Annotated in this window: 30 protein-coding genes; 19 read left to right on the top strand and 11 right to left on the bottom strand. The window is 39.8% G+C overall.

Annotated features, from left to right (window positions below; genetic code table 11):
• The first annotated feature begins 3 nt into the window (after window positions 1-3).
• The 3 genes from ACWPV5_RS08090 (at window position 4) to nrdI (ending at window position 2,438) form a co-directional block, all read left to right on the top strand.
• On the top strand, window positions 4-1,290 hold the full coding sequence (locus ACWPV5_RS08090) for a response regulator transcription factor (protein ID WP_454383285.1): 1,287 nt from the start codon (window positions 4-6) through the stop codon (window positions 1,288-1,290).
• A gap of 60 nt (window positions 1,291-1,350) precedes the next feature.
• Window positions 1,351-1,890 carry an ABC transporter permease gene (locus ACWPV5_RS08085; protein WP_454383283.1) on the top strand — a complete coding sequence of 180 codons (540 nt, stop codon included), beginning with the start codon at window positions 1,351-1,353 and terminating at the stop codon, window positions 1,888-1,890.
• 77 nt (window positions 1,891-1,967) lie between these two features.
• Entirely contained in the window at window positions 1,968-2,438 is a 471-nt protein-coding gene (gene nrdI / locus ACWPV5_RS08080; protein ID WP_050209058.1) for a class Ib ribonucleoside-diphosphate reductase assembly flavoprotein NrdI, read from the top strand.
• Window positions 2,439-2,836: 398 nt separating this feature from the next.
• On the opposite strand, the gene ACWPV5_RS08075 is transcribed toward nrdI, so the two are convergent.
• The 3 genes from ACWPV5_RS08075 to ACWPV5_RS08065 all read right to left on the bottom strand — a co-directional run bounded on the left by ACWPV5_RS08075 (window position 2,837) and on the right by ACWPV5_RS08065 (window position 5,210).
• Complete coding sequence (locus ACWPV5_RS08075) at window positions 2,837-4,099, bottom strand: divalent metal cation transporter (protein ID WP_265526494.1); 1,263 nt, start codon at window positions 4,097-4,099, stop codon at window positions 2,837-2,839.
• 215 nt (window positions 4,100-4,314) lie between these two features.
• On the bottom strand, window positions 4,315-4,773 hold the full coding sequence (locus tag ACWPV5_RS08070; RefSeq protein WP_261062930.1) for a DUF3021 domain-containing protein: 459 nt from the start codon (window positions 4,771-4,773) through the stop codon (window positions 4,315-4,317).
• Window positions 4,770-5,210, bottom strand: a complete 441-nt coding sequence (locus tag ACWPV5_RS08065) for a LytTR family DNA-binding domain-containing protein (protein WP_265526493.1) — start codon at window positions 5,208-5,210, stop codon at window positions 4,770-4,772. The genes ACWPV5_RS08070 and ACWPV5_RS08065 overlap by 4 nt, the downstream gene beginning before the upstream one ends.
• Window positions 5,211-5,415: 205 nt before the next feature.
• Between ACWPV5_RS08065 and mutL the strand changes: the two genes are divergently transcribed.
• Genes mutL through ACWPV5_RS08050 form a run of 3 tightly spaced genes read left to right on the top strand, consistent with a single transcriptional unit; the run spans window position 5,416 to window position 8,547 of the window.
• Window positions 5,416-7,365 (top strand): DNA mismatch repair endonuclease MutL, encoded by a 1,950-nt coding sequence (gene mutL / locus ACWPV5_RS08060; protein WP_254753636.1) that lies wholly within the window; start codon window positions 5,416-5,418, stop codon window positions 7,363-7,365.
• 15 nt (window positions 7,366-7,380) lie between these two features.
• Window positions 7,381-7,974 carry a Holliday junction branch migration protein RuvA gene (gene ruvA, locus ACWPV5_RS08055; protein ID WP_000273402.1) on the top strand — a complete coding sequence of 198 codons (594 nt, stop codon included), beginning with the start codon at window positions 7,381-7,383 and terminating at the stop codon, window positions 7,972-7,974.
• A 9-nt stretch (window positions 7,975-7,983) separates the two neighbouring features.
• Window positions 7,984-8,547, top strand: a complete 564-nt coding sequence (locus ACWPV5_RS08050; protein WP_261066020.1) for a DNA-3-methyladenine glycosylase I — start codon at window positions 7,984-7,986, stop codon at window positions 8,545-8,547.
• Between the two features lie 84 nt (window positions 8,548-8,631).
• Here the strand turns inward: ACWPV5_RS08050 and ACWPV5_RS08045 are convergent, their stop codons facing one another.
• The 8 genes from ACWPV5_RS08045 to ACWPV5_RS08010 form a co-directional block, all read right to left on the bottom strand.
• The gene (locus ACWPV5_RS08045; protein WP_000166114.1) at window positions 8,632-8,895 is read right to left on the bottom strand and encodes a SemiSWEET family transporter; all 264 of its coding nucleotides are present in this window, start codon (window positions 8,893-8,895) and stop codon (window positions 8,632-8,634) included.
• Window positions 8,896-9,000: 105 nt separating this feature from the next.
• Window positions 9,001-10,035 carry a S66 family peptidase gene (locus tag ACWPV5_RS08040; protein WP_261070793.1) on the bottom strand — a complete coding sequence of 345 codons (1,035 nt, stop codon included), beginning with the start codon at window positions 10,033-10,035 and terminating at the stop codon, window positions 9,001-9,003.
• A gap of 139 nt (window positions 10,036-10,174) precedes the next feature.
• Window positions 10,175-10,852, bottom strand: coding sequence for a DUF1129 domain-containing protein (locus ACWPV5_RS08035; RefSeq protein ID WP_261070794.1), 678 nt, complete (start codon window positions 10,850-10,852; stop codon window positions 10,175-10,177).
• An 11-nt stretch (window positions 10,853-10,863) separates the two neighbouring features.
• The gene (locus ACWPV5_RS08030) at window positions 10,864-11,808 is read right to left on the bottom strand and encodes a magnesium transporter CorA family protein (protein WP_000815623.1); all 945 of its coding nucleotides are present in this window, start codon (window positions 11,806-11,808) and stop codon (window positions 10,864-10,866) included.
• A 160-nt stretch (window positions 11,809-11,968) separates the two neighbouring features.
• Window positions 11,969-13,135 (bottom strand): tyrosine-type recombinase/integrase, encoded by a 1,167-nt coding sequence (locus tag ACWPV5_RS08025; RefSeq protein ID WP_219967130.1) that lies wholly within the window; start codon window positions 13,133-13,135, stop codon window positions 11,969-11,971.
• 94 nt (window positions 13,136-13,229) lie between these two features.
• Window positions 13,230-13,682, bottom strand: coding sequence for a type II toxin-antitoxin system death-on-curing family toxin (locus ACWPV5_RS08020; RefSeq protein WP_219967129.1), 453 nt, complete (start codon window positions 13,680-13,682; stop codon window positions 13,230-13,232).
• Window positions 13,682-14,686 (bottom strand): DNA-binding protein, encoded by a 1,005-nt coding sequence (locus ACWPV5_RS08015; RefSeq protein WP_219967128.1) that lies wholly within the window; start codon window positions 14,684-14,686, stop codon window positions 13,682-13,684. Before ACWPV5_RS08015 ends, ACWPV5_RS08020 begins: the two co-directional genes overlap by 1 nt.
• A 158-nt stretch (window positions 14,687-14,844) precedes the next feature.
• The gene (locus tag ACWPV5_RS08010; RefSeq protein WP_219967127.1) at window positions 14,845-15,525 is read right to left on the bottom strand and encodes a helix-turn-helix domain-containing protein; all 681 of its coding nucleotides are present in this window, start codon (window positions 15,523-15,525) and stop codon (window positions 14,845-14,847) included.
• Window positions 15,526-15,687: 162 nt separating this feature from the next.
• Between ACWPV5_RS08010 and ACWPV5_RS08005 the strand changes: the two genes are divergently transcribed.
• The 13 genes from ACWPV5_RS08005 to ACWPV5_RS07945 all read left to right on the top strand — a co-directional run bounded on the left by ACWPV5_RS08005 (window position 15,688) and on the right by ACWPV5_RS07945 (window position 22,308).
• Window positions 15,688-15,885 (top strand): helix-turn-helix domain-containing protein, encoded by a 198-nt coding sequence (locus tag ACWPV5_RS08005; protein ID WP_140832911.1) that lies wholly within the window; start codon window positions 15,688-15,690, stop codon window positions 15,883-15,885.
• A gap of 68 nt (window positions 15,886-15,953) precedes the next feature.
• The gene (locus ACWPV5_RS08000) at window positions 15,954-16,670 is read left to right on the top strand and encodes a BRO family protein (RefSeq protein WP_258318574.1); all 717 of its coding nucleotides are present in this window, start codon (window positions 15,954-15,956) and stop codon (window positions 16,668-16,670) included.
• A complete protein-coding gene (locus ACWPV5_RS07995; protein WP_261070795.1) occupies window positions 16,661-17,287 on the top strand; it encodes a Rha family transcriptional regulator in 627 nt (208 codons plus the stop codon). The genes ACWPV5_RS08000 and ACWPV5_RS07995 overlap by 10 nt, the downstream gene beginning before the upstream one ends.
• A 413-nt stretch (window positions 17,288-17,700) precedes the next feature.
• Window positions 17,701-18,201, top strand: coding sequence for a hypothetical protein (locus ACWPV5_RS07990; RefSeq protein ID WP_219967125.1), 501 nt, complete (start codon window positions 17,701-17,703; stop codon window positions 18,199-18,201).
• Window positions 18,202-18,211: 10 nt separating this feature from the next.
• Complete coding sequence (locus ACWPV5_RS07985) at window positions 18,212-18,412, top strand: hypothetical protein (protein ID WP_219967124.1); 201 nt, start codon at window positions 18,212-18,214, stop codon at window positions 18,410-18,412.
• 1 nt (window position 18,413) lies between these two features.
• A complete protein-coding gene (locus tag ACWPV5_RS07980; RefSeq protein ID WP_219967123.1) occupies window positions 18,414-18,629 on the top strand; it encodes a hypothetical protein in 216 nt (71 codons plus the stop codon).
• Window positions 18,626-18,919, top strand: coding sequence for a hypothetical protein (locus tag ACWPV5_RS07975; RefSeq protein WP_219967122.1), 294 nt, complete (start codon window positions 18,626-18,628; stop codon window positions 18,917-18,919). The genes ACWPV5_RS07980 and ACWPV5_RS07975 overlap by 4 nt, the downstream gene beginning before the upstream one ends.
• Window positions 18,900-19,241, top strand: a complete 342-nt coding sequence (locus tag ACWPV5_RS07970) for a DNA-binding protein (protein WP_219967121.1) — start codon at window positions 18,900-18,902, stop codon at window positions 19,239-19,241. The genes ACWPV5_RS07975 and ACWPV5_RS07970 overlap by 20 nt, the downstream gene beginning before the upstream one ends.
• Window positions 19,234-19,515, top strand: coding sequence for an XRE family transcriptional regulator (locus ACWPV5_RS07965; protein WP_219967120.1), 282 nt, complete (start codon window positions 19,234-19,236; stop codon window positions 19,513-19,515). The genes ACWPV5_RS07970 and ACWPV5_RS07965 overlap by 8 nt, the downstream gene beginning before the upstream one ends.
• Window positions 19,502-20,299 carry a DnaD domain protein gene (locus tag ACWPV5_RS07960; RefSeq protein WP_219967119.1) on the top strand — a complete coding sequence of 266 codons (798 nt, stop codon included), beginning with the start codon at window positions 19,502-19,504 and terminating at the stop codon, window positions 20,297-20,299. The genes ACWPV5_RS07965 and ACWPV5_RS07960 overlap by 14 nt, the downstream gene beginning before the upstream one ends.
• Before the next feature lie 15 nt (window positions 20,300-20,314).
• A complete protein-coding gene (locus ACWPV5_RS07955) occupies window positions 20,315-21,139 on the top strand; it encodes an ATP-binding protein (RefSeq protein WP_219967118.1) in 825 nt (274 codons plus the stop codon).
• Window positions 21,140-21,163: 24 nt separating this feature from the next.
• On the top strand, window positions 21,164-21,697 hold the full coding sequence (locus ACWPV5_RS07950) for a hypothetical protein (protein ID WP_219967117.1): 534 nt from the start codon (window positions 21,164-21,166) through the stop codon (window positions 21,695-21,697).
• Between the two features lie 101 nt (window positions 21,698-21,798).
• The gene (locus tag ACWPV5_RS07945) at window positions 21,799-22,308 is read left to right on the top strand and encodes a hypothetical protein (RefSeq protein ID WP_261070803.1); all 510 of its coding nucleotides are present in this window, start codon (window positions 21,799-21,801) and stop codon (window positions 22,306-22,308) included.
• Window positions 22,309-22,448: the final 140 nt, after the last annotated feature.

The following is a 22,448-nucleotide window of genomic DNA, read 5'->3' as shown; positions in this document are numbered from 1 at the left end:
AAAATGTATAAAGTATTATTAGTAGATGATGAGTACATGGTGACAGAAGGTCTGAAGCGTTTGATTCCCTTTGATAAGTGGGATATGGAGGTCGTCGCAACAGCCAGTCATGCCGATGAAGCTTTAGAATATGTGCAGGAAAATCCAGTAGATGTGGTCATTTCCGATGTCAATATGCCCGACAAAACAGGACTTGACATGATTCGGGAAATGAAAGAGATATTACCAGATGCTGCCTATATCTTGCTCTCGGGTTATCAGGAGTTTGATTATGTCAAAAGAGCAATGAACCTTAGTGTGGTGGACTATCTGGTCAAACCTGTTGATAAGGTAGAGTTGGGAAATCTGCTGGAGAAGATTGCAGGTCAGCTCGGCGAGAGAGGAAAGAAAAGTCAGACTCTCAGTCAAGATTTAGATGAGGCTGGATTTGTTAGTTATTTAGGGGATAAGGAGAATTGGTGGATAGGTCTATCCAAGGAAAAACAAGGCTCCTTCACCATTCCCTACTATGTCTTAGGCCAAGACTGGCAGATTTTCATTTCTGACCAAGCCCTAGATGGTTTAGTCGTTACTCCCTTTGAAGCTCCCTATCAAGAACACTTTGAACGCTGGAAGCTGAATGCTGAGAAAGCCCTCTTTTACGGTTCTGTAAATCTAAAACAGTCTCAGAGTCTCTTTGCCTATTACGAACCGATTTATAGGGTTATCATTCAGGGGAATCTCAATCAAATCGTGGAAGAGTTGAACCTTTTGGAGAAGGTGGTTCTTGAAAATACGCCGCGTGTTCCGATTACCAAACAGCTTTTTATCCAGTTTGTCATGGATGTCTTTCATTTGTTTGAACACCTCAAAGCTGATGATATGACGGACATTGTCAAAACCATTCATGCTATTCAAACCTTCGATGAATTGGTTCCTTATATCAAGGAAACTCTGCCCCGATTCTTTGGGCAATATCGAATGAATGAAAATGTGGTTAGTGTGCTAGAAGTTATTGGTCGTGATTATCAGAAAGAACTTTCCCTTAAGGATATCAGTAAGGATCTTTTTATCAATCCTGTCTATCTGGGACAGTTGATTAAGCGTGAAACCAATTCGACCTTCGCAGAGCTTTTAAACAAACAACGCATTAAGGCTGCCCAGCAGCTCTTGCTTTCAACTAGTGACAGTATCGAAGATATTTGTTATGCTGTTGGTTACAGTAACGTGGGATATTTCTATAAAGTGTTCCGAAAATTGTGCGGAAAATCACCAAAAGCCTACCGAAAACAGGTAGAAACGATACTATAAGACTTGTATTCCCTTACAAAAGGTGCTATAATATAAATAATAATATCAGGAGGTTCTATCATGAAAAAGAAACCGATTTATCTATGGGTCTTGCTAATCTTGTCTGCTCTTATTTCAGTTTCATCTCTGTTTGGAATGTTGGGTCCCATACCTAGCAAAGAAGTCCTTCGTTCCGCTGCCGCTCAGAAACAGGTTGCAGGGGTCAGTGCTCAGCAATTAGAAGACAACATCAATTACACCTATAGAGTAGCAGAATCAACTCATTCTATTTTTAATATGGCCTTGATTGTGCTATCTGCTATTTTAGTTGCAGTAGCGATTGTCTTCCTTGTTCGTAAGAATTTGCAATATGCAAACTATACTTATGTCGGCTATGTTTTGCTAGCCATTATTGGTTCGATTTATGGCTATGTTGGTTTACAGGACGCTGTGCAGTTAGTTCACGATGAAAGCATGCGTTTAGGGATAAGTGTTATTTCACAAGCCGTTAGTATTCTCTCTATCGTCATCAATGTTCTTTTCCTAGCTCTTGTCTTCTACAAGATTTGGCGTCAACAGAAAACCTTGGCAGAAGAAGAGGAAACAGAAGAAGTTGCTTAAGTATTGACAAAAAAGAGCTATCAAGTTACAATCTTGGTAGTTCTTTTTCGATTAAAAATAAAATCATGGAGGTAAATATGAAGACAATTTCTTTAGTTTATATCAGTCTGAGTGGCAACACTGAGAGTTTTGTGACACGCTTGAAAGACTATCTCTTGTCCCAGTACGAGGGGATTGAGGTTCAAAAGATTCATATCAAGGATTTGGTCAAGGAAGGCCAAGATTTCTATGAAATGGACCACCCTTACGTCGCCTTTCTACCGACCTACCTTGAAGGTGGGAATGGCGTGGATAATGGAGATGTAGAGATTTTGACGACACCAGTGGGGGATTTTATCGCCTATGGTGACAATGCTAGTAAGTGTTTTGGCGTGGTTGGTTCAGGAAATCGTAACTTTAATAACCAATACTGCCTGACAGCCAAGCAATACAGTCAACGTTTTGGTTTCCCTGTCTTGGCTGACTTTGAAATGCGAGGCATGCTGGAAGATATCAAACGTGTCGCAGCTATTATCGCAGATTTGTATGAGTTGGAAAAGGAGAATTAATACTCAATGAAAATCAAAGAGCAAACTAGGAAGCTAGTCGCAGGTTGCTCAAAGCACAGCTTTGAGGTTGCAGATAGAGCTGACGTGGTTTGAAGAGATTTTCGAATAGTATAAAGTTCTTATAAGAGGTGGTTGAAGTTGTTCAACTGTTTTTTGAGTATAAACAGTCTTTGAGAACGTAAAAAAGCATAAGTTCAGGTATTCAAAACCTTGTTCTTATGCTTTTTATTATAGAAATATTTGCTGAATTTTCTCTTGAAATGAAACCTTATACTCAATGAAAATCAAAGAGCAAACTAGGAAACTAGCCGCAGGCTGTACTTGAGTACGGCAAGGCGACGTTGACGTGGTTTGAATTTGATTTACGAAGAGTATTATCTTCATCTCGCGCTTGTCAGTTAACCTGCTTTTCCGATTGCGAGTGCATAGATAAAGAAGATGGCGAAGCCAAAGAGGAAAATCAATCCTGCAATGGCAAGGTATTTGAGCCAAGAAGGAAGATTTTTGTTTTCACGCGTTACCAAGGCGTAGTTCAAAAGAGCGAAGAATGGTGTTGTCAGGAAAGAACCAATCATAGCAAAGCGGAGCATGGTTGAAACCTGACCAGCGAAGAACTTGATAATGACGATACCGATGATAGCAGTGATGGTCATCCAGATGTTCAAAGATTTACTACTGTCTTCTTTTTGACTGATTAGCAGTCGGAGAGATTCCTGATTGACACGAGAATAGCCATCGATAACAGTGATAACTGTTCCAAAGATACACAGGAAGGCAATAAAGGTAATCAAGTAACGGGACCATTCGCCAAGAACAGAGGCATACATGCCCACGAATTGAGAGATGTATTTGGCTGAAGCAGCTTCAACTGCTTGCCCTGTAGGATATTGAATCAATGCTCCCAGTGCTACAAAGAACACAGCTAGGATAGCTGTTCCAATGTAACCAACGTTAAAGTCAAATAGAGCGTCCTCTGTGTTAAAGTTGACGGTCTTTTTCTTTTCAGCAGACCAAAGTGAATTGATAGCTGAAATTTCAATAGGAGCCGGCATCCACCCTAAGAGGGAAACGATGAAGGGTAGAGCTGCCATTTGCCAAGGTGTCTTTTCGACAAAATTAGAACTATATTCTGGATGCTTGACCGCCGCGATGATAACTGCAAGAACAGTTGCAATGGTCAAAGCTGACATGATCCATTTTGCCATGCCGTCTAAGAGTTTGTAGCCTCCAAAGAGTAACATAGCCCAAATGATTGCAACGAGAATGAGGGACCACTGAGTGATGCTAAGACCGATCATTGGGAAGGCACTGGCGATGATAGCTGAGCACAGAATAGCGACACCAGCTGTGTTGACCATAGCCGAAAAGACATTTAGGATAAAGAAAATCCAGAGATAGAGTTTCCCTTTTTCGGCATAACCTTCAACCAAAGTCTTTCCAGTATCAGCTGTGTATTCAGCACCAAAACGGAAAAATGGATATTTAAAGACATTGGCTAAGATGACCAAGAGGAGTAGCGACCACCCATAAGAACCACCAGCTTGAGTAGAAGATACAATGTGAGAACCTCCAACAGCGGCAGAAGCCATTAGGATTCCAGGCCCCATTGCTTTTAGTTTACTTGTCCAGGTTGATTGATTTAACGAAATAGCTTGTGACATGATAAATACTCCTTTTTGAATTTTCAGAATAATCTGGATATGTAATCTATATTCTACAAAAAATTTTGGGAAAATGCAAGAATATTTTGAAAAAAGATAGAAAATTACAGAAAATTTACAAAGAAGATCTGAAAATAACCGCTATGATAGAAAGGTGCAGCAGGATACAGCAAAACCGAGAAGTTTCTTTCTCGGTTTTGCTTATTATGAGGTTCTTACTTTCTATGCTCCAAGAGTTGATTGATATGGTCTACTTTTTTTGATGCTCTTTTATAGGAAATAGTCCAAATGATGAGGTAGACAATCGCAAACTCGATAATGAGCTGGAGATAGAAGATCCAGTGGAAGGGGAACCAACCTGCCAGAGTGGCTAGTGGGACAAAGCCAGCCAGCATGAGAAAGAAATGGGAAAGCGTCGCACGGAGTAAGCTCCAGTCACGCTTGAACAAGCTATTGCCAAAACTAAAGAGAATGCCGATGGCTGCCCAGATAAGAGTACAGTAGAGCAAGATTAGGGCACCGTGAACTTGATGTTGAGTCATTACTTGGCCGACGAGAGATTCAGGGCTAAGTGGAGCGTAGGTATTTGGTGCATAAATGAGTGAAAAGATGATAGAGAGGATGAGGCCGATGAGGACACCAGTAGCTGCGTCGTGGAAGATTTGTTTTTTCATAGTTCTAATTTCTCCTTGATGGTTTTTAGATAACGGCGTGAAGAATAGGTGAAGCTTTCGTTTTTCAAGAAAATTTCTACCAGACCGTTGGGCGTAAGCTTGAGATGGGAGATGGAGTCGATATTGATGATTTCTGATTGGGAAATTTGGATAAAATTGGTTGGCAGGAGTTCAAGGACTTGATAGAGCCGTAAATCAATGCTGTAGGTCTGGCTCGCCGTTTCTGCTAGAACCTTCCGATTCTCGATATAGAAGCGTTGAATCTTGACAATCTCAACGAGATAGACCTGATTATCTATTTTACCTTTGATTTTTTCTTTTCGGTCAAGATTTTCTGCGAACTCGATGACTTTTTGGACTTTTTCGGTCTCTTGAGGTGCTTGAACAATCAGCTTTTCCTCTTCGTAAGTTTCACTAATCTGTAGTTCTATTTTCATAAACTTCTCTCCTTTTTAGTTATACAAGGTTGTGATCACTTCCTGTATATCTTTATTAAACACTATTTTTCAGCCCCTTGCAAGGGACTTTGTCTATGTGGAGGGATTTGTATCCTATGTGGTGGAGCTTTTCTGTCCTATCTGAAATATGGTATAATAGCACTAATCAATTTCTAGGAAAACAGATACAGAAAGGGGCTGAAAAATGTCTCATATTATTGAATTGCCAGAGGTGCTGGCAAACCAAATCGCGGCTGGAGAGGTCATTGAACGTCCTGCCAGTGTGGTCAAAGAGTTGGTAGAAAATGCTATTGACGCGGGTTCTAGTCAGATTATCATTGAGATTGAGGAAGCTGGTCTCAAGAAAATCCAAATCACAGATAATGGTCATGGAATTGCCCACGATGAGGTGGAATTGGCCCTGCGTCGTCATGCGACCAGCAAGATAAAAAATCAAGCAGATCTTTTTCGGATTCGGACGCTTGGTTTTCGTGGTGAAGCTCTGCCTTCTATTGCGTCTGTTAGTGTCTTGACTTTGTTGACGGCGGTGGATGGTGCTAGTCATGGAACCAAGTTAGTCGCGCGTGGGGGAGAAGTTGAAGAAGTCATCCCAGCGACCAGTCCAGTGGGAACCAAGGTTTGTGTGGAGGACCTCTTTTTCAACACGCCTGCCCGTCTCAAGTATATGAAGAGCCAGCAGGCGGAGTTGTCTCATATCATTGATATTGTCAATCGTCTGGGTTTGGCCCATCCTGAGATTTCTTTTAGCTTGATTAGTGATGGCAAGGAAATGACGCGAACAGCAGGGACTGGTCAACTGCGCCAGGCTATCGCAGGGATTTACGGTTTGGCGAGTGCAAAGAAGATGATTGAAATTGAGAATTCTGACCTTGATTTCGAAATTTCAGGCTTTGTTTCCCTGCCTGAGTTGACTCGGGCTAATCGCAACTATATCAGCCTCTTCATCAATGGCCGTTATATCAAGAATTTTTTACTCAATCGTGCTATTCTTGACGGTTATGGCAGTAAGCTCATGGTGGGGCGTTTTCCACTGGCTGTCATTCATATCCATATTGACCCTTATCTAGCGGATGTCAATGTGCATCCAACCAAGCAAGAGGTGCGGATTTCCAAGGAAAAAGAACTGATGACCCTAGTTTCAGAAGCTATTGCAAATAGTCTCAAGGAACAAACCTTGATTCCAGATGCCTTGGAAAATCTTGCCAAATCGACTGTGCGCAATCGTGAGAAGGTGGAGCAAACCATTCTTCCACTCAAAGAAAATACGCTCTACTATGAGAAAACTGAGCCGACAAGACCTAGTCAAGCTGAAGTAGCTGATTATCAGGTAGAATTGACTGATGAAGGACAGGATTTAACTTTATTTGCCAAGGAAACCTTGGATCAGCTGACCAAACCAGCAAAACTGCATTTTGCAGAGAGAAAGCCTGCTAACTATGACCAACTAGACCATCCAGAGTTAGACCTAGCTAGTCTTGATAAGGCCTATGACAAGCTGGAGCGAGAAGAATCATCAAGCTTTCCAGAATTGGAATTTTTCGGACAGATGCATGGGACCTATCTCTTTGCCCAAGGGCGAGATGGGCTCTACATCATAGATCAACATGCGGCTCAGGAACGGGTTAAGTACGAGGAGTATCGTGAAAGCATTGGCAATGTTGACCAGAGCCAGCAGCAACTCCTAGTGCCCTATATCTTTGAATTTCCAGCGGATGATGCCCTTCGTCTTAAGGAAAGAATGGCACTTTTGGAGGAAGTTGGAGTCTTTCTAGCAGAGTACGGGGAAAATCAATTTATCCTACGTGAACATCCTATTTGGATGGCAGAAGAAGAGATTGAGTCAGGCATCTATGAAATGTGTGATATGCTACTCTTGACCAAGGAAGTTTCTATCAAGAAATACCGAGCAGAGCTGGCTATTATGATGTCCTGCAAGCGGTCGATTAAGGCCAACCATCGTATTGATGATCATTCAGCTAGACAACTCCTCTATCAGCTCTCTCAATGTGACAATCCCTACAACTGTCCCCACGGACGTCCTGTTTTGGTGCACTTCACCAAGTCGGATATGGAAAAGATGTTCCGACGCATTCAGGAAAATCACACCAGTCTCCGTGAGTTGGGGAAATATTAAACTAAAAGGAAAACTATGTACGAATATTTAAAAGGAATCATTACCAAAATCACTGCCAAATACATTGTTATTGAAATCAATGGTATCGGTTATATCCTGCATGTGGCTAATCCCTATGCTTACTCAGGACAGGTCAACCAAGAAACTCAAATTTATGTGCATCAAGTCGTGCGTGAGGACGCTCATCTGCTTTATGGATTTCGCTCAGAAGACGAGAAAAAGCTCTTTCTCAGTCTGATTTCGGTCTCTGGGATTGGTCCTGTATCAGCTCTTGCTATTATCGCTGCTGATGACAATGCTGGCTTGGTTCAAGCCATCGAAACCAAGAATATTACCTACTTGACCAAGTTCCCTAAAATTGGCAAGAAAACAGCCCAGCAGATGGTGCTGGACTTGGAAGGCAAGGTAGTAGTTGCTGGAGATGACCTTCCTGCTAAGGTCGCAGTGCAAGCAAGCGCTGAAAACCAAGAATTGGAAGAAGCTATGGAAGCCATGTTGGCACTGGGATACAAGGCGACCGAACTCAAGAAAATCAAGAAATTCTTTGAAGGAACGACAGATACAGCTGAGAACTATATCAAGTCGGCCCTTAAAATGTTGGTCAAATAGGAGCAGAGCATGACAAAACGTTGTTCGTGGGTCAAGGTGACCAATCCGCTCTACATTGCCTATCATGATGAGGAGTGGGGGCAGCCCCTCCATGATGACCAAGCATTGTTTGAGTTGTTGTGTATGGAAACCTATCAGGCAGGTCTGTCTTGGGAAACGGTACTAAACAAACGCCAAGCTTTCCGAGAAGCATTTTATGGATATCAAATTCACGCAGTCGCAGAGATGACCGACACCGAATTGGAAGCCTTGCTGGAGAATCCAGCCATCATCCGAAATAGAGCGAAAATTTTTGCTACACGCGCTAACGCCCAAGCCTTTCTACGACTACAGGCAGAGTACGGATCTTTTGATGCCTATCTTTGGTCCTTTGTTGAGGGAAAAACTATCGTCAATGATGTGCCTGACTACAGTCAGGCGCCTGCCAAAACAGCTCTATCTGAGAAATTATCCAAAGATCTCAAAAAACGAGGCTTTAAGTTCACAGGCCCAGTCGCTGTCTTGTCTTTTCTACAAGCAGCAGGCCTGGTTGATGACCATGAGAATGATTGTGAATGGAAAAGCAGCAATTAGTGAGTACAGGTAACTAGCATATCTGAGAATATAGAAAAAAGCTGAGAAATTTTTCCCAGCTTTTTATATATACTATTAGATTTGTTAGAGTGAAGTCAAAAAAGTGATTCCACCTAAAATAACACCAGCTGAATTTGGAATGATTAGTATCCAATCCTTCTTAGGTTCCTTTGTCCATCCATAAATAACCCAGATTAAGCAAGATATAGCAGCTGATAAAGGTTGAAATGGTTGAGCTTTATTTCCCTGTAAATTAGCGATAATTTGAGGTATGTAGGCAATAAATACTATGATTCCAATAAAGGCACCAATAGAACCTACGATTCGATTAATTTTTTGTTTTGTCATATACACCTCCTTCAAAAGGATATCATAGAAATTAGCGAAATGCAATAAATTCAGATACAAATTGTAACGAAAACGAATACAAAAGCACAAAAATAGAGACACTATTTATTTTTTGTTATAGTCAAAGCGAATGACTTGCTCCTGTGCATCTACATAGGCATGGACTCCGAAGGGGACAATTGCTCTCGGAGTTGCGTGGCCGACATTCAGATTATAGACAATTGGAATATTGCTGTCAATAATATCCAATAGTGCCTCTTTATAGTCGTCATAGAAAGTTTCATCCATAGGTTTTCCGACCAAGAGTCCACTGATGACCGCGAATATCCCAGTTTCCTTTAAAGTCTGCAACATATTTTTGAAGTCTTCCAGCTCAGGCTTTTCTTCGCTTGTTTCTAGTAAGAGTATTTTTCCTTCCCAGTCTGACAAGTCAGGGAAAAGTTTGTATTTTTGGCAGAGCTCCGTGCTATCTGCGTATCGAGAGTTGTCAAAGATATCGTAGAGGGATTCGAGGCAACCACCGAGGATTTTTCCCTCGAACTGGGCATTTCCCCGCAACAGCTCGAAACCAGTATTTGCATGACTGACACGAGGTGTCCCCAGAGCCTTGGGACTGAAGTCAGTCCTTTCCTCATACCAAACATTGCTAGGGCGGATTTCTGAGATTCTTCCCGTCTCAATCAATTCTTTAAAGTAGTGGAGGCTATAGGTCAGCACTTCCTTGTCCAATTCACAAATGTCTGCTAGGAAGGATTGACCATAAAAAGTTTTGATTCCTAGTTTATGCAACATGAGATGGTTCATGGTTGTATCCGAGAAGCCAAGAAAAATTTTTTGTTTGATAACCTTTTGTAGTTGGTCATTTTCAAAAAGATAAGGTAGTAAGCGATAGGTATCGTCTCCACCGATGGCGCATAGGATCATGTCGATGCTATCATCAGAAAAGGCATGAATCAAATCCTCTGCACGAGCTTCAGGATGGTCCTTGATAAAGTCTAATCCTTTTAGCGAATGAGGCAAAAAGGTAGGATTGAGTCCCAGGTTCTTGAGACGTTGGACACCCAAGTCCACTTCGTGTTTGACAAAGTCCTCTCCGATAATGCCACTAGACAAACTAACAATACCAATAGTAGAAACCATATCTTATCCTCCTAGAAATAGATTGAGCCTATTTTATCACAAAGGATAAAAGAAAGCTATGTGGGATGTCAGAAGAATGCTTTTAAATCAAGAAAGCAAGAAAAAGCAACCGCACCTGCAGTTGCTTTTATGATTCTTCTTAATAACGTGTTGGTCCTGCACTTGCGCTGCGGATGTTCAAGCGTTTCTTGAGATAGAAGCGAAGGGCTAGGAGGGCTGCTCCGATAATAGCCAGTGGCAATGGAGCAAGTACTGGGTTAAGGCTAGCTGGTAGGAAGCTTGTTGCAAAGAAGACAAGCAACCAAAGGAACATAGAAGCTAGGATAACCAGTACAGATTTCCAGAAAGGTGGACGTTGACTGCGGTCCATATCTGGTCCATAGTATTGGTAAACGAAGTAGTACATCAAGTAGAAGGCAAATCCACCAACCAGTCCAACTAATAGGAGAGTGACAAATCCATAGCCGAAAGCTTGATCTGCTGAGAAGAAGGTTGTGAGGGCGCTGACGAGGGCAAAGAGGCTAGTGATGAAAAGAGCTGAGTCCATAATCATGAGTTTTGGATCGTCATTTTCTTTTGGATGCTCTTTTTCATATTGCTCCTTAACAGTGAAGCTATGAGCCCAGTGGGTCGGTGCGCCATAGAGGGAACGAGCAGTCGTACCTTTGGCTTGCTCCTCAAGGATTTGGGGAATGACTTCCTCAAAAATAGCCTTGATTTCAGCGTCTGTTTTCCCATCTTTGATGAATTGTTGGGTAGCGATGTGGACAAACTCTTGGTTTTTCTTAGTTAATTTTTGTAGATCAATCTGAGACATAAATATTCCTCTTAGAACCATTTTTTATGGATGAGATAGAGAGTGAGCGAGACACTCATAGCAAAGGCGATAAAGACGATTAACCAGAAGGCATTTGGCTCTCCGTTTAGGGGGATTTCATTATCCTTAAAGTTCATCCCGTAGGCAGAAAAGACCATGGTTGGGATGGACATGACGATGGTCACAAGGGCCAAGGTTTTCATGATGTTGTTCTGGTTGTTAGAAATGATAGAGGCGAAGGTCTCTGTCATAGAATGTAAGACGTTTCCATAAATGTCTGCCATCTCGATGGCCTGTTGGGTTTCAATCAGGGTATCTTCAAGCAGGTCTTCGTCCTCAAGGTATTTCTTGATATTGCTGGTTGAGCTGGTCAATTTCTTAATCACACGCTCATTTGTTTTGAGGGAAGCCTTGAAATAGACGATAGTTTTTTCCAACTCCATGAGCTCAATCAATTCTTCATTACGAGTTGATTGATGCAGTTGACTTTCGATTTGTTCACTCTTACGGTCAATAGAACGAAGGGCTGTTAGGTAAAGCTCTGCATTGCGATAGAGAATCTGGAAGATAAAACGCGAACGCATGAACGTATAAAAATTACGTAATCGACGGTTGATAAAGACATCAAGGACAGGTAGTGGTTCCAAACACGTAGTGATAATGGTTTCCTCAGTGATGATAATACCAAGCGGGATGGTTACGTAGTAGGTGCGGTTATTTCTTTCCTCTGTGACCGGCACGTCTACGATAATCAGGGTATACTCGTCTTCAATGGTAATACGAGACATTTCTTCCGCATCGAGCGGTGCTCGAAGGTCGGCAATATCGATATCGAAGGCGTTGGCGATTTCGAGTGATTCATTTTGAGTCGGATTGACGAGATTGATCCAAGTACCCGGTTCAAGCGTATCGATCTCTTTAAATTCAGTTGTTGTAGAGAGAAAAACTTGTTTCATATCCCTTATCCTTTCTCATTTTTCATATTTTTTCACACCGTACTATTATACTACAAAATCGGCCTTTTTCAAAATAAATCTAACAAAAAACCTGTTGCTATTGGATTTTTACTTTGTCTTGAAATGTTGATTTTTAAATTTGCTCCCCTTTTTGCTCTCCCTATAGTGCTTTTAGTGCAGTTTCGTAGAATGATACTGCTTTTTTTGCGTTCTCTTTTGAGAGGTGGCTATATATATCCATGGTCATTGATAAAGTGGAATGACCTAGGCGGTACTGGAGTTCTTTGTATGGTATTCCAGAGTTAAGAAAGAGACTAGCGTGAGTGTGACGGAATCCGTGAAATCCAATGTTAGGAACATCAGCACGCTTAAAATGTGTTTGCAATCTTCTTTTAAGTCTTGAACTGCTAGGATACTCATGAATGAAATCAGAAAATACCACGCTTTCACGTTGTCCTATCTTCCAAGCCTCTTTAGTTTGGCGCAGTTTGTACTGCTTTAGCATGCTAACAGTCGCTTGATCTATATCTATATCCCGATAACTAGCCTTAGATTTTGGGCTATTGATTTCTAGATCCCGATTTAGGGTTTTGGTAATATGCACAACGGCATTATCTAAGTCTATATCAGACCAGGAAAGAGCTAAAGCTTCATTGATACGGCAACCAGTAGCCAATAGGAACTTATAGAGCGTTGTCTCATAGTAGTAACGATATCTATCGCTATCTAAATTATCGAGATAACCAAGAAACTTTTTTAGTTCTTGATTTTCAAAGTGTTTTACCTTTTGGCGCTTTGCTTTCTGAGTGTTACGAGGTAAAACAACATCACGCGCAGGATTGGACGGTATAGCTTGCATGGTTACGCCATATTGTAAGATACGTTTGTTTAAAGCATGTATCTTGTCATAGTGTAGAAAAGCCCCTTTTTCCCCTCTATTAGTCTTGTCAGCAAGTTTGTTGATAATGGACTGGATAAGTGGAGTAGTGAGCTTATCGAGCTTGTAAGCCCCCAAAATAGGCAATATATGATTATCAATTAACTTTCTAACATTGCCTTGAGTGTTTGGCTTAACCGTATTCTTATAACTTTCTAACCAGAGATTGGCTAATTCTTGATAGTTTTTTATGGTGCTAGCCTTTTGTCTAGTGGATCCTGCTTTTTGAAAAGCAATTTTTTCTTGAGTAGCTTTCTGCTTAACTTCCTTTTGTGTCCGCCCTGTTACTTTAGTTTTAACTTTCTTTCCTGTTACCTGGTCAACTCCTAGATATACATTAGCACGATAGACTTTACTACCGTCTTTTTTTATAACTTCAGTTATTTTCATGATTTAAACCTTTCTAAAATACATCAGCAGGCAAGCTATTATCAAAAAGGTTTTAGATTGTGGTTTATATCATGTTGAGCTTACGGAAAGGATTTTATTTGTTATTTTCTTCAGCTAAAGCTAACTGTACAAGTTTTTCTTTTACTTTTTCGGTGAGTTCCTCATAGTAGAGAATTGAAGAAATAATTTCTTTTAAAAAATTGAAATCAATTAATCCCATTGCTACCCATAAGACAATATTTTCCATTGTTTCGATAAAGAAGGGAATGAGGTAATCAAGGTGATTGATTGTTAAAAATTTAATACCGAAGACAATGCTACTTCTCTTATTTCCATCATTGAACATATGAAATTGAACTGTATTAAATACTAGCACTGTAAGTTTTGTTTCAAAGTCTGGATAGTAATCGTCGTTCTGTAAGTGTTCAAATACACTAAATACCCTTCCCTTATCTTTAACACCATGTAAACCACCAATTTTCTCAATTACTTCAATGTCGTGTAGTAAAATTGCTTCTTCAGCAGAAAAATAATTGATTTTATCCATTATTTATCCCTCAATCTTTCAAAAACTTGGCGGTATTCATCAATTTGTTTCGAGAGGGATTTACTTTGTTCGCCGATAAACCTTTCAAAATCTTCTTCAGAAATTGGACGGATATATTCTGCTAATTTCTCATGTTTGGCATTCCTGAAAGATAGGTCCCTACTTGCCATTTTCTCTCTGGCATGCATTAAATGGGGTTCTTGCATTGGGTGAGTTGCTAATTTCTGAATTATCTCAATTACATCAGCATTAGTTAATTTTTGATTTGAAGACTTACTCTTTTGTTCAATCTCATAAGCAACCCCTTTTTCAAAACTAGCAATAACTATAAGTACCTCACTATACATTGTTGCGCGAGCATTATCATTTTTATTCAATTTCAGTATTTTTTTGTATTCTGATGCTCTTTCTTTAAAGATTGCTTTGTAAATTTCATTTGTTAATTGACCATATTTGAAATTACTTCCAGAAACATACTTATCAATGGCATTTGTAAATATTTTTCTAGCATTATCTTCTTCTAATGCAGTCGATAGATAGTTTTTGTCACGCTGGTTTATAAATTTTACATGTCCACCAGTTTTCTCAGTTAACACATTAATGACAATATCAAGTAAGGTATTTCTTACTTGCTTAGCTATATCACTATTGGTTAACAACATAGCAAAATTAAGCAATGTTCTGAACGATGAGATACTTAATTGTGTAACTTTGCTACCGACATTTGTGTCGGTAGCAAAAGCATTTTCTTTAAAATTAGCTAGTTTTTCTCCACGTAAAGTGTGATAACCATTTTCAGTAAGCTCTATTTTATGAGCTTCAACCAGTCTTTCAATAGTTCGAATGTCGACTTCGAAAAAGGTAGCTAGCTGAGAATTTGTAAAATAAAAAGTATCTTCAAAGTAGAAACCAGGTACTTGTAAAATCTCTTCAGCTTTTTGTAATGCTAAAGAATTATTTAAAATATTTTGTCTTTCTATTTGTGAGGTTGTTAGATCAGTCATAATTTCTCCTTTTTGTCGAGTTAATTTGTGGTAATTTGCCAATAACTCCCGATATTTCAAGAGTTTTATTTTATTTTCGTGTCGTTAGAGTATATTAGAAAATCTTGAATTCCGAGAATCCATGCGCTTCAGGATTGTGGAACATTGTGGCGCGTGGGTTAGTCAATTTTGATAGTTTTGTCCACTTGAACTTCTTTAGGTGCGTGTGAACTTCCATAATCATCAAAAAATGAAATAATCACCTTGTCGTTTTTATTTAGAGAAATTTCCGTTAGATACTCTTTTGTGGGGTGAAAATCATACCTATATGCAGAAATCACTGTTTTAGAATTGAGATAGTGATTTTTTAGCACCTCAATTACATCATTATAAAAATGTGTTTGAAATCCAACGGGTAACGATGAAATAAAATTATAGAATTCCTTATACCCAAAGTTTCCGCTATCTTCATCTAGTGAAAGGCGTACCCACAGTTTGATACTATCGTCATCAGTTGGAGAATCAATATGTTTAGGGGAGAAAAAGAATAATTTAGCGATATAAATCCTCTCACTATGAGGAGATTTTAGGTTAATCGCGATTACATTATCCCCGTCTTCTTTATACTCATAGTTATCTTTATTGTAAACCTTCCAGATATAAGGACTATATACAAAAAAATCTTTTAGTTCTATTCCAAGGTAATTACATAACTTATCAACGGTATCAAATTGAACACCTTTCCCAGTATTTTCTGATAGAGTCATCAGAGTGGTTTTAGAAATACCAGTATCTTCATAAACGTCTGCTATCTTCAGACCTCTTTCGGCCATTAGTACAGCGAAATTTGTCTTAATCATTGTAAGTTTCCTCCGTAGCTAAATTATAACCGATATTGTTAAAAAAAACAAACAACAAAAAAATATAACAGACTATTGACAAATGTTTTAGAGTAGTGTAATATGTTTTCTGTTAGCGATATCGCTAATATATAACAAAACTCAAAAAAGGAGGATAGAGATTTGAAAAATAATATGCGTGTTATTTTAGCAAAGAAACGCTTGAAGGTGGCAGATGTTGCAAGAGAAACAGGGCTATCAAAAAGCACACTCACAGCTTTATACTATGAGCGTACTAAGCGCCCAGATATTGAAACCTTGCTAAAGATTGCTAACTATCTAGGTGTTTCTATTGATGAACTACTAACACCAGAGGATTGAAGAAAGGCAGGCAAGCAATGAAGAGGAACTATACAAGGGTCATCGATGAAATGTGAACCACTCACGGGCTGAACTTGGTAGCTATTGGCCAACGAATAGGCATAGATCCCCGAACAGTTGGCAAGTGGGCACAGGGCAAGCATAAGCCCAACAAGGAAAGCAGAAAAAGACTAAACAAGTTATACAGAGAGGTCAAGCAAGACATGACAACACAGCAAAAAGATTTATGTGATTTTTTTGGGAACTTCTATCCCAAAGGAGAACAACACAACAAAAAGGAAGTTTTGGAAGTTGTAACAACTCAACGATTTGGCTCTAAACACTTTGATGTTTATGGAGACATTCAAAATCCGTTATTTGTAGCGGTAGAGGTTGCTGAGATGATTGAAATCCAAAACACCACGGATTTACTAAAACGGGTAGATGATGAAAAGCTGACCTATGTAATATCTAGGGCAGGTCAAAAAAGAGAAATGAATATGCTGACAGAGTTCGGAGTCTATGAAGTTTTATCGCAGTCACGCAAACCACTAGCAAAAGAGTTTAAAAAAGTAGTCAAGCACATTCTGAAAGAAATCCGACTAAACGGCTACTACATGGATGGGGAACTGGTGGAAGAACCACAGACCACTATAAAAGCCCCTGACACGTTGGCAGAGGCAGAACGGTATTATATCGATACACTAGCCAAAGCCATTGCAGAGGCTAAAAATATGGACGAGAAGAGCCGTCTGACAAGCAAGTTAACCAAATTCATGCAGGAGGTAGAACCACAATGGAATTAGTCTATATGGACGGCAAGAAAGAGCCGTATACGCTGAGCAGTATTGTGGCAGAATGCACGGGATTGCAACATCACACAATAACCAAGATGATCCGCAAACATCAAGCAAGATTTGAACAGTTCGGAAAGGTTGGATTTAAAATCCAAGCTATGGAAAGTGGCCAGAATACCAAGGAATATATTTTGAACGAACAACAAGCGACCTTGTTAGTTACATTCTTAAAGAACACCGAGCAAGTGGCCAACTTCAAAACCAACCTAGTCAAAGCATTCTTTGAAATGCGTGAGGAACTTTCTAAGTTTCGTATGCAGAGGGCGCTAGAAAAGCCAAAAAGAAAAACCTTGCATGACAGTATTGAGAACTGGGAACAAGCACCCAAGCACGCGCATAGCACCATGAACAACCTGCTACTAAAAGTAGTAACCGACAGGAACGCTAAGCAGTTAAGGGAAGAACGTGGGGGCTATAATGGCATCGATAGCTTGACCAGTGAGGAGCTGGAGCAATACCAGGCATTTGAGGATATGGTAATAGCCATGATTGGCTTGAATATGAGTTATCAGGAAATCAAAGCTATGGCATTCAGAAATAAAAAAACACGCCAAAGAAGCGCGTGAGAGCAACAAAAAAGGCTTAGCAATAACCACACCGCAGAGCCTTTCACACTAACACTAAAACGAATTTAACAAAAAGCAGGCAAGCTATTATCAAAGAGGTTTTAGTAAAGATTTATGCCTAGATTATAGCATATTTAGGGCAATTTGACCATACGGAGAGCGCCAACTCTTAAAACTGGTACTTTCTCACGCTTTCAATTTGGCGAGTCTGAGCGTGAGGCAATCGGTGTAGTAAAAGGCATTCAAAATCCCCATGCTCAGAAATTTGGCGACCAAGAGCATGAGGCTGGGAATTACAAGAAAAACTGTATAAGAAACAACCATTCAAAATCCCCACACTCTCCATCGCAAAACTTTGAGTGTGAGGATATCCTGTATAGTAAACGACAATAAAAAGGCCAACGGAGGAAAACATGATAGCAGATAAATTAGAAGCTATTTCAACAAATTTAGAAGAAATACAAGAAAGCCTTGTAGGGGCTGAAACTGCATTAGCTAAAAGAGAAATTAGCAGGGTATTGAATGACTTGGATGATGTTTATAATGAACTAACTAGCACAGAATGCCGTGAACAGCAGGAAACACTTAAGGAACAGACGGAAAGGATGAAACAGAGAGTAGTTGCTGAAGTAATAGGAGAACTAGAAGAACGAGAAGAGTCTTATTACAGAAATTATTGGGGTGATACTAAGTTTATAACGCTGCTTTCCAACTTTGATGGATTTCTTTTCTTAAACACTTACCTAGCTGAAATAACTAAAGAAAATACCTACCCAATGGAACAAAGTCAATTATTGAATTATGTATGGGAAGTCATAGCGGTTGATATCGCAAAGAAAAAACGAGGGAAAAAGAACGTTTTGGATTCATGGACAGACTCATCCTTATATACTCGTGGAATGATGATTGATTAGGAGCAATAAAATGACACTAGACTTAAACAACATGACACAAGCAGAATTTGATGAAGTAATGGCTGAAATCAAGGCAGAACGCCCCAGCGTCTTTCAGTTTATTGCTGATTTTTTAGATAGAAAGGCAACACCCAAAGAGGTAGATGAGTTTTTGAAGATGGAGCGAACTGATCAAGTGGACTATATCAAGAATTACAAAGCGAGGGCATAAGATGAATGAATTAGATTTGACCAATACACAGGCGGTAATCTTCATGGTGGTATTGATTGGCTTACTGCTTTATCTAAACCACCTAGACTGCAAAAAAAGCGCCCAATTTGAGCGAGAAAACCAACAGACGATAGAAACACCTAGCGAGGATTTAAACCCTGATTATGGGCGATATATCCAGCTTGCAGGGGTAAGAGTTTACGGAGGAATGAAATGAGTTACATAGTGAAGATATACCTTGATAGTGAAAAAATACCAGATGAACCTTATTTTACTAAAGAGATTTTTCTAGCTACGTGTATGGACAATGCAACAAAGTTAGCTGTAACTATGAGCTTGTTGACAAAACAAGCGTTTTATTTAGAGACTAAGACAGCTATTTTGAAAACCTTGGATACAATCATAGAAACTCAAAAAGATATTTTGCAAGGGGTAGCGAGCGGACAAATAACCTTTGTGAATAAAAGCAAAGGAGAGGAGGAACTGAATGAGCCTATCAGAGAATGACAAACGAGTATTAAGACTAATCAAGGTAGGGGCTGAGAACTCCATAACAGGGGCAGAAATCAGCCTGATCACTAAGCTAGCAGAAAGAACCGTGCAAGATATTATCAGCCGTCTAATCACGCGCCATAGTGTTCCTATTGTTGGGGTTCGCCATGGGACATTTAGAGGATATTTTATCCCAGCTAACAAAGAGGAGCTACTGGACGGTGCAAAAACATTTTACAATCAGATACGAGAAGAAGAAAAACGCCTAGCGGTGTTGATGAACAGCGACCTAGAAAGTTACAAAGAAACCTTGAAGGAGGTGTGCGGATATGTTTAGCCTAAGCCGAGAAAGTGAGCAAGACCTAGCGCATGGCATTCTGGAGGTAGTGGAAAGATACCTGGAAGCGCGTGATATAGTCAAACCAAGACTGACAGGTTTAATCTCAGCGCAGGAAGTCATGGACGAATTAGATATAAAATATATGACACTCCAAAAGTGGGAAAAAGTAGGGCTAAGACGGTATCAACCACTACTAGAAGATACTAGGAAAATCTATTACAAAGTTTCGGACATCTGGAAGTTTCTGGGGGTGGAGAATGGCAAAAACTAAAATATATTTTTGGCTAAAAATTGATAAGAAATTTTTTGATAATATTTTTATCAAGAGACTAAAAACGGTACCTGGTGGGTACACTATGACGGTGATTTATATTAGGCTCATGCTAGAGAGCTTAGAAAGTGACTGTATTTTATACTATGAGGGTTACTTTGACAATCTCAAGGAAGAGTTAGCCCTAAAATTAGACGTATCGGAAGATGATATAGATATGACCATGGCATACTTTACTAAGTGTGGCCTAATACAAGTTGATGAAGATAAAAACGCAGAACTACCGCAGGCAAAAGCCTTGGTACAGCAGGAAACCAACCAAGCAGCATACATGCGAGAATATCGGAAACAGCAGCGAGAACAAAAGGAAAATCTTACAATGTCATCTGACAATCTTACATTGTTAACTACATGTAAGACAGAGATAGAGAAAGAGAAAGAGATAGAGAAAGAAGAAGAGATAGAGAAAAAAACTTCTTCTGCTCCTACTGCTGAAATCTCTAACTATTACCAAAAGCGTATAGGGGTTATGGATGGGCAACAATATCAAATACTGGCTGACTATCTCACTCTTGACGGTATGGAGCTAGAGGTTATCAAGATTGCTATAGACAAGGGTGCAGATAACGGCAAGCGATCTTTTAGTTATATCAATTCAATACTCAAGAACTGGCGACAGAATGGTATTAGAACCATGGTACAAGTCGAAGATGAACAAAGACTGTTTCAGCAAAAGAAACAAGGTCAGTCTGACGATGATATTCAAGATCCGTTTATCTACTGACGGAGAGGAGAAACAATGGAATTACTGAATACAGACCAGCTCAATGAAAAAATAAAGGTCACTGATGAGTTTTGCCCAACCCATCAGATTAACCTAGTACAATTCAAAAAGCCAGATGGTTATACATCACCCTACTGTATGGAATGCACTAGGGAGAACATCAAACAGACGGAGCTAGAGGGCATAGAAAAAGCCCTAGGCCATGATCTGGACTCTTCAACCTATGATGTGCTAGCGCGTGAAAGTACGGTGTCAAATGAGCTGAGAGAGGCCTCTTTTAGCACTTTCAAAGCCGAGACAAAAGAGGAACACGAGGCCAAGGAGTTTGCTATCAAACAAGCTAAGGAGTACCTAAACGGTATGACAGGGAACACGCTAATTATGGGCAATCCAGGTACTGGCAAAAGTCATTTATGCTATTCTATGGCCAAAGCCATTAACGAGGGCTATAAGTCTAGGAATGAGCCTAAGAGTGTGCTTTTTGTCAGTATTACTGAGATTATCACGCGCATTCAGTCAGGTTGGCAGTATAGACAGAGTGATTTTACAGAGTATGACGCCTTGAAGTTGCTGACTGAGGTTGACTATCTCTTTATTGATGATTTAGGAACAGAAAGCGTTATGAACAGCCAAAAAAATGAAGCTAATAATTGGGTACAGGCCTTTCTTTTCAAGATTTTTGATAAGCGAGACACAACTATCATCAACACCAATCACAACGGAAAAGAGCTGGCCAGAATCTATAATGATAAGCTAGTCAGTCGCATTGGAAAACGATCAGAGGGGAACGTATTTATTATTACAGACATTAAAGATAAGAGGATGAAGCGCAATTTTTAGCCGAAGAAAAAGGAGAAAAACAACATGACATTAAAAACATTTTCGGATAAAGCCAAAACATTTACTTTCACTTACGAATTTAAAGACCTAGATACTGCTCTGGTAGCAGGTCACGCGCTACTGGGATACATGACTGGGACATATTGCCAGCCTGTAATCTCATTGACCTACAAGGATAAAGGCACGCTTGTCGCTGAGTATGTAGAAGATCACAAGCTAAACAAGACTTTCAAGCGTATTTGTGACAGCTTTAAAGACTACCACAAACAACCAGAAGAGGGTGCAGCGTTTGAAGAATGTTACAAACGGGAGCGCGTGCTTCAACTCAAAGAGTCAGAGGATTTTGAGAGTTTGCTCAATAAGGTTACAGACTACGAACTAGAACTATTAGACTATGCTGATCGCTTGCTTTCTGATAAGCCTATCCCTATGGACTCTATGACCGCTTTTGGTACGTTGGAAATGCTGGGCGATGAAAGTATTAGCCTACTCCAAAAGTTGGACGTAGAAGGCGAATATAAAGGCTTAGCTGATTATGTGACCGAGGTGGAAAGCTAGAACTATCAAGAGAGGTACTAGCCTCTTTTTGTGGTTTCACTGCTACTAAACCCAATCAATTTGGTTTTTTCTATATAGGGATTTTTGAACGAATGGAAGTTATAAAATCAATAACCATAGAGACATTTATAAAGCCGATGAAAAACAAGAATATAAGTTATGGTATAGCTGAGTCGGACGGTAGAAAACTAGAGATAGACCTAGATAATCTGTATATCACCTTTGGAAACAATCATTTTGATTTAGCAAGTATACCAGGAACCAAGGGAGGTAATCGCTACTTCTTTCTTTGTCCTATTTGTGGTAATCGATGCAGAAAACTCTATAAGAGACTTTTGCTATATGTTTGTGGATCATGCCAGAAAATACACAGGTCAACACTAAACCGAAGTAAGACAGATTGCCAATACTACTGGGAGAGAGCACTGAGGGAAGCTAGAAAGGTGGAACCAGGTTGGAGTCCCAAACGTGGCGGATATATGTTCGATGGTTTTCCTGAAAGACCAAAGTATATGAAACGTGACAAGTATTATAAGCATTATCAAAAGTTTGTTTACTATACCAGAAAGGGAGATAGTTTTTGGCTGAATGGATTGAGCAATCTGAAGTAGTGTTTTGGAACATTTCCAAACAAATCTAAATAAAGATCATGGTTAGAAAAAATGCTATGAATATTGTTTAGCGTTATAGTTACAACAGTCAATTATAAGATATTAAACAGGTATGAATACGAGACAGGAGGCAGAGATAC

The organism is Streptococcus sp. Marseille-Q7156, from assembly GCF_965119495.1.
This window is presented reverse-complemented; position numbering and strand designations above follow the sequence as displayed.

Bases quoted from the DNA above. Each gene is read 5' to 3' on its own strand.
- ACWPV5_RS07955 (WP_219967118.1), top strand. From the start codon at position 20,315: ATGGAATTACTGAATACAGACCAGCTCAATGAAAAAATAAAGGTCACT.
- ACWPV5_RS08020 (WP_219967129.1), bottom strand. From the start codon at position 13,682: ATGGATAAAATCAATTATTTTTCTGCTGAAGAAGCAATTTTACTACAC.
- ACWPV5_RS08010 (WP_219967127.1), bottom strand. From the start codon at position 15,525: ATGATTAAGACAAATTTCGCTGTACTAATGGCCGAAAGAGGTCTGAAG.
- ACWPV5_RS07960 (WP_219967119.1), top strand. From the start codon at position 19,502: ATGGCAAAAACTAAAATATATTTTTGGCTAAAAATTGATAAGAAATTT.
- ACWPV5_RS08015 (WP_219967128.1), bottom strand. From the start codon at position 14,686: ATGACTGATCTAACAACCTCACAAATAGAAAGACAAAATATTTTAAAT.
- ACWPV5_RS08065 (WP_265526493.1), bottom strand. From the start codon at position 5,210: ATGAAAATAGAACTACAGATTAGTGAAACTTACGAAGAGGAAAAGCTG.
- ACWPV5_RS07980 (WP_219967123.1), top strand. From the start codon at position 18,414: ATGAATGAATTAGATTTGACCAATACACAGGCGGTAATCTTCATGGTG.
- ACWPV5_RS07975 (WP_219967122.1), top strand. From the start codon at position 18,626: ATGAGTTACATAGTGAAGATATACCTTGATAGTGAAAAAATACCAGAT.
- ACWPV5_RS08075 (WP_265526494.1), bottom strand. From the start codon at position 4,099: ATGTCACAAGCTATTTCGTTAAATCAATCAACCTGGACAAGTAAACTA.
- ACWPV5_RS08035 (WP_261070794.1), bottom strand. From the start codon at position 10,852: ATGTCTCAGATTGATCTACAAAAATTAACTAAGAAAAACCAAGAGTTT.
- ACWPV5_RS08025 (WP_219967130.1), bottom strand. From the start codon at position 13,135: ATGAAAATAACTGAAGTTATAAAAAAAGACGGTAGTAAAGTCTATCGT.
- nrdI (WP_050209058.1), top strand. From the start codon at position 1,968: ATGAAGACAATTTCTTTAGTTTATATCAGTCTGAGTGGCAACACTGAG.
- ACWPV5_RS07995 (WP_261070795.1), top strand. From the start codon at position 16,661: ATGGAATTAGTCTATATGGACGGCAAGAAAGAGCCGTATACGCTGAGC.
- ACWPV5_RS08045 (WP_000166114.1), bottom strand. From the start codon at position 8,895: ATGACAAAACAAAAAATTAATCGAATCGTAGGTTCTATTGGTGCCTTT.
- ACWPV5_RS07985 (WP_219967124.1), top strand. From the start codon at position 18,212: ATGACACTAGACTTAAACAACATGACACAAGCAGAATTTGATGAAGTA.
- ACWPV5_RS08090 (WP_454383285.1), top strand. From the start codon at position 4: ATGTATAAAGTATTATTAGTAGATGATGAGTACATGGTGACAGAAGGT.
- ACWPV5_RS07970 (WP_219967121.1), top strand. From the start codon at position 18,900: ATGAGCCTATCAGAGAATGACAAACGAGTATTAAGACTAATCAAGGTA.
- ACWPV5_RS08050 (WP_261066020.1), top strand. From the start codon at position 7,984: ATGACAAAACGTTGTTCGTGGGTCAAGGTGACCAATCCGCTCTACATT.
- ruvA (WP_000273402.1), top strand. From the start codon at position 7,381: ATGTACGAATATTTAAAAGGAATCATTACCAAAATCACTGCCAAATAC.
- ACWPV5_RS08070 (WP_261062930.1), bottom strand. From the start codon at position 4,773: ATGAAAAAACAAATCTTCCACGACGCAGCTACTGGTGTCCTCATCGGC.
- ACWPV5_RS08085 (WP_454383283.1), top strand. From the start codon at position 1,351: ATGAAAAAGAAACCGATTTATCTATGGGTCTTGCTAATCTTGTCTGCT.
- mutL (WP_254753636.1), top strand. From the start codon at position 5,416: ATGTCTCATATTATTGAATTGCCAGAGGTGCTGGCAAACCAAATCGCG.
- ACWPV5_RS08040 (WP_261070793.1), bottom strand. From the start codon at position 10,035: ATGGTTTCTACTATTGGTATTGTTAGTTTGTCTAGTGGCATTATCGGA.
- ACWPV5_RS07990 (WP_219967125.1), top strand. From the start codon at position 17,701: ATGATAGCAGATAAATTAGAAGCTATTTCAACAAATTTAGAAGAAATA.
- ACWPV5_RS08030 (WP_000815623.1), bottom strand. From the start codon at position 11,808: ATGAAACAAGTTTTTCTCTCTACAACAACTGAATTTAAAGAGATCGAT.
- ACWPV5_RS07950 (WP_219967117.1), top strand. From the start codon at position 21,164: ATGACATTAAAAACATTTTCGGATAAAGCCAAAACATTTACTTTCACT.
- ACWPV5_RS07965 (WP_219967120.1), top strand. From the start codon at position 19,234: ATGTTTAGCCTAAGCCGAGAAAGTGAGCAAGACCTAGCGCATGGCATT.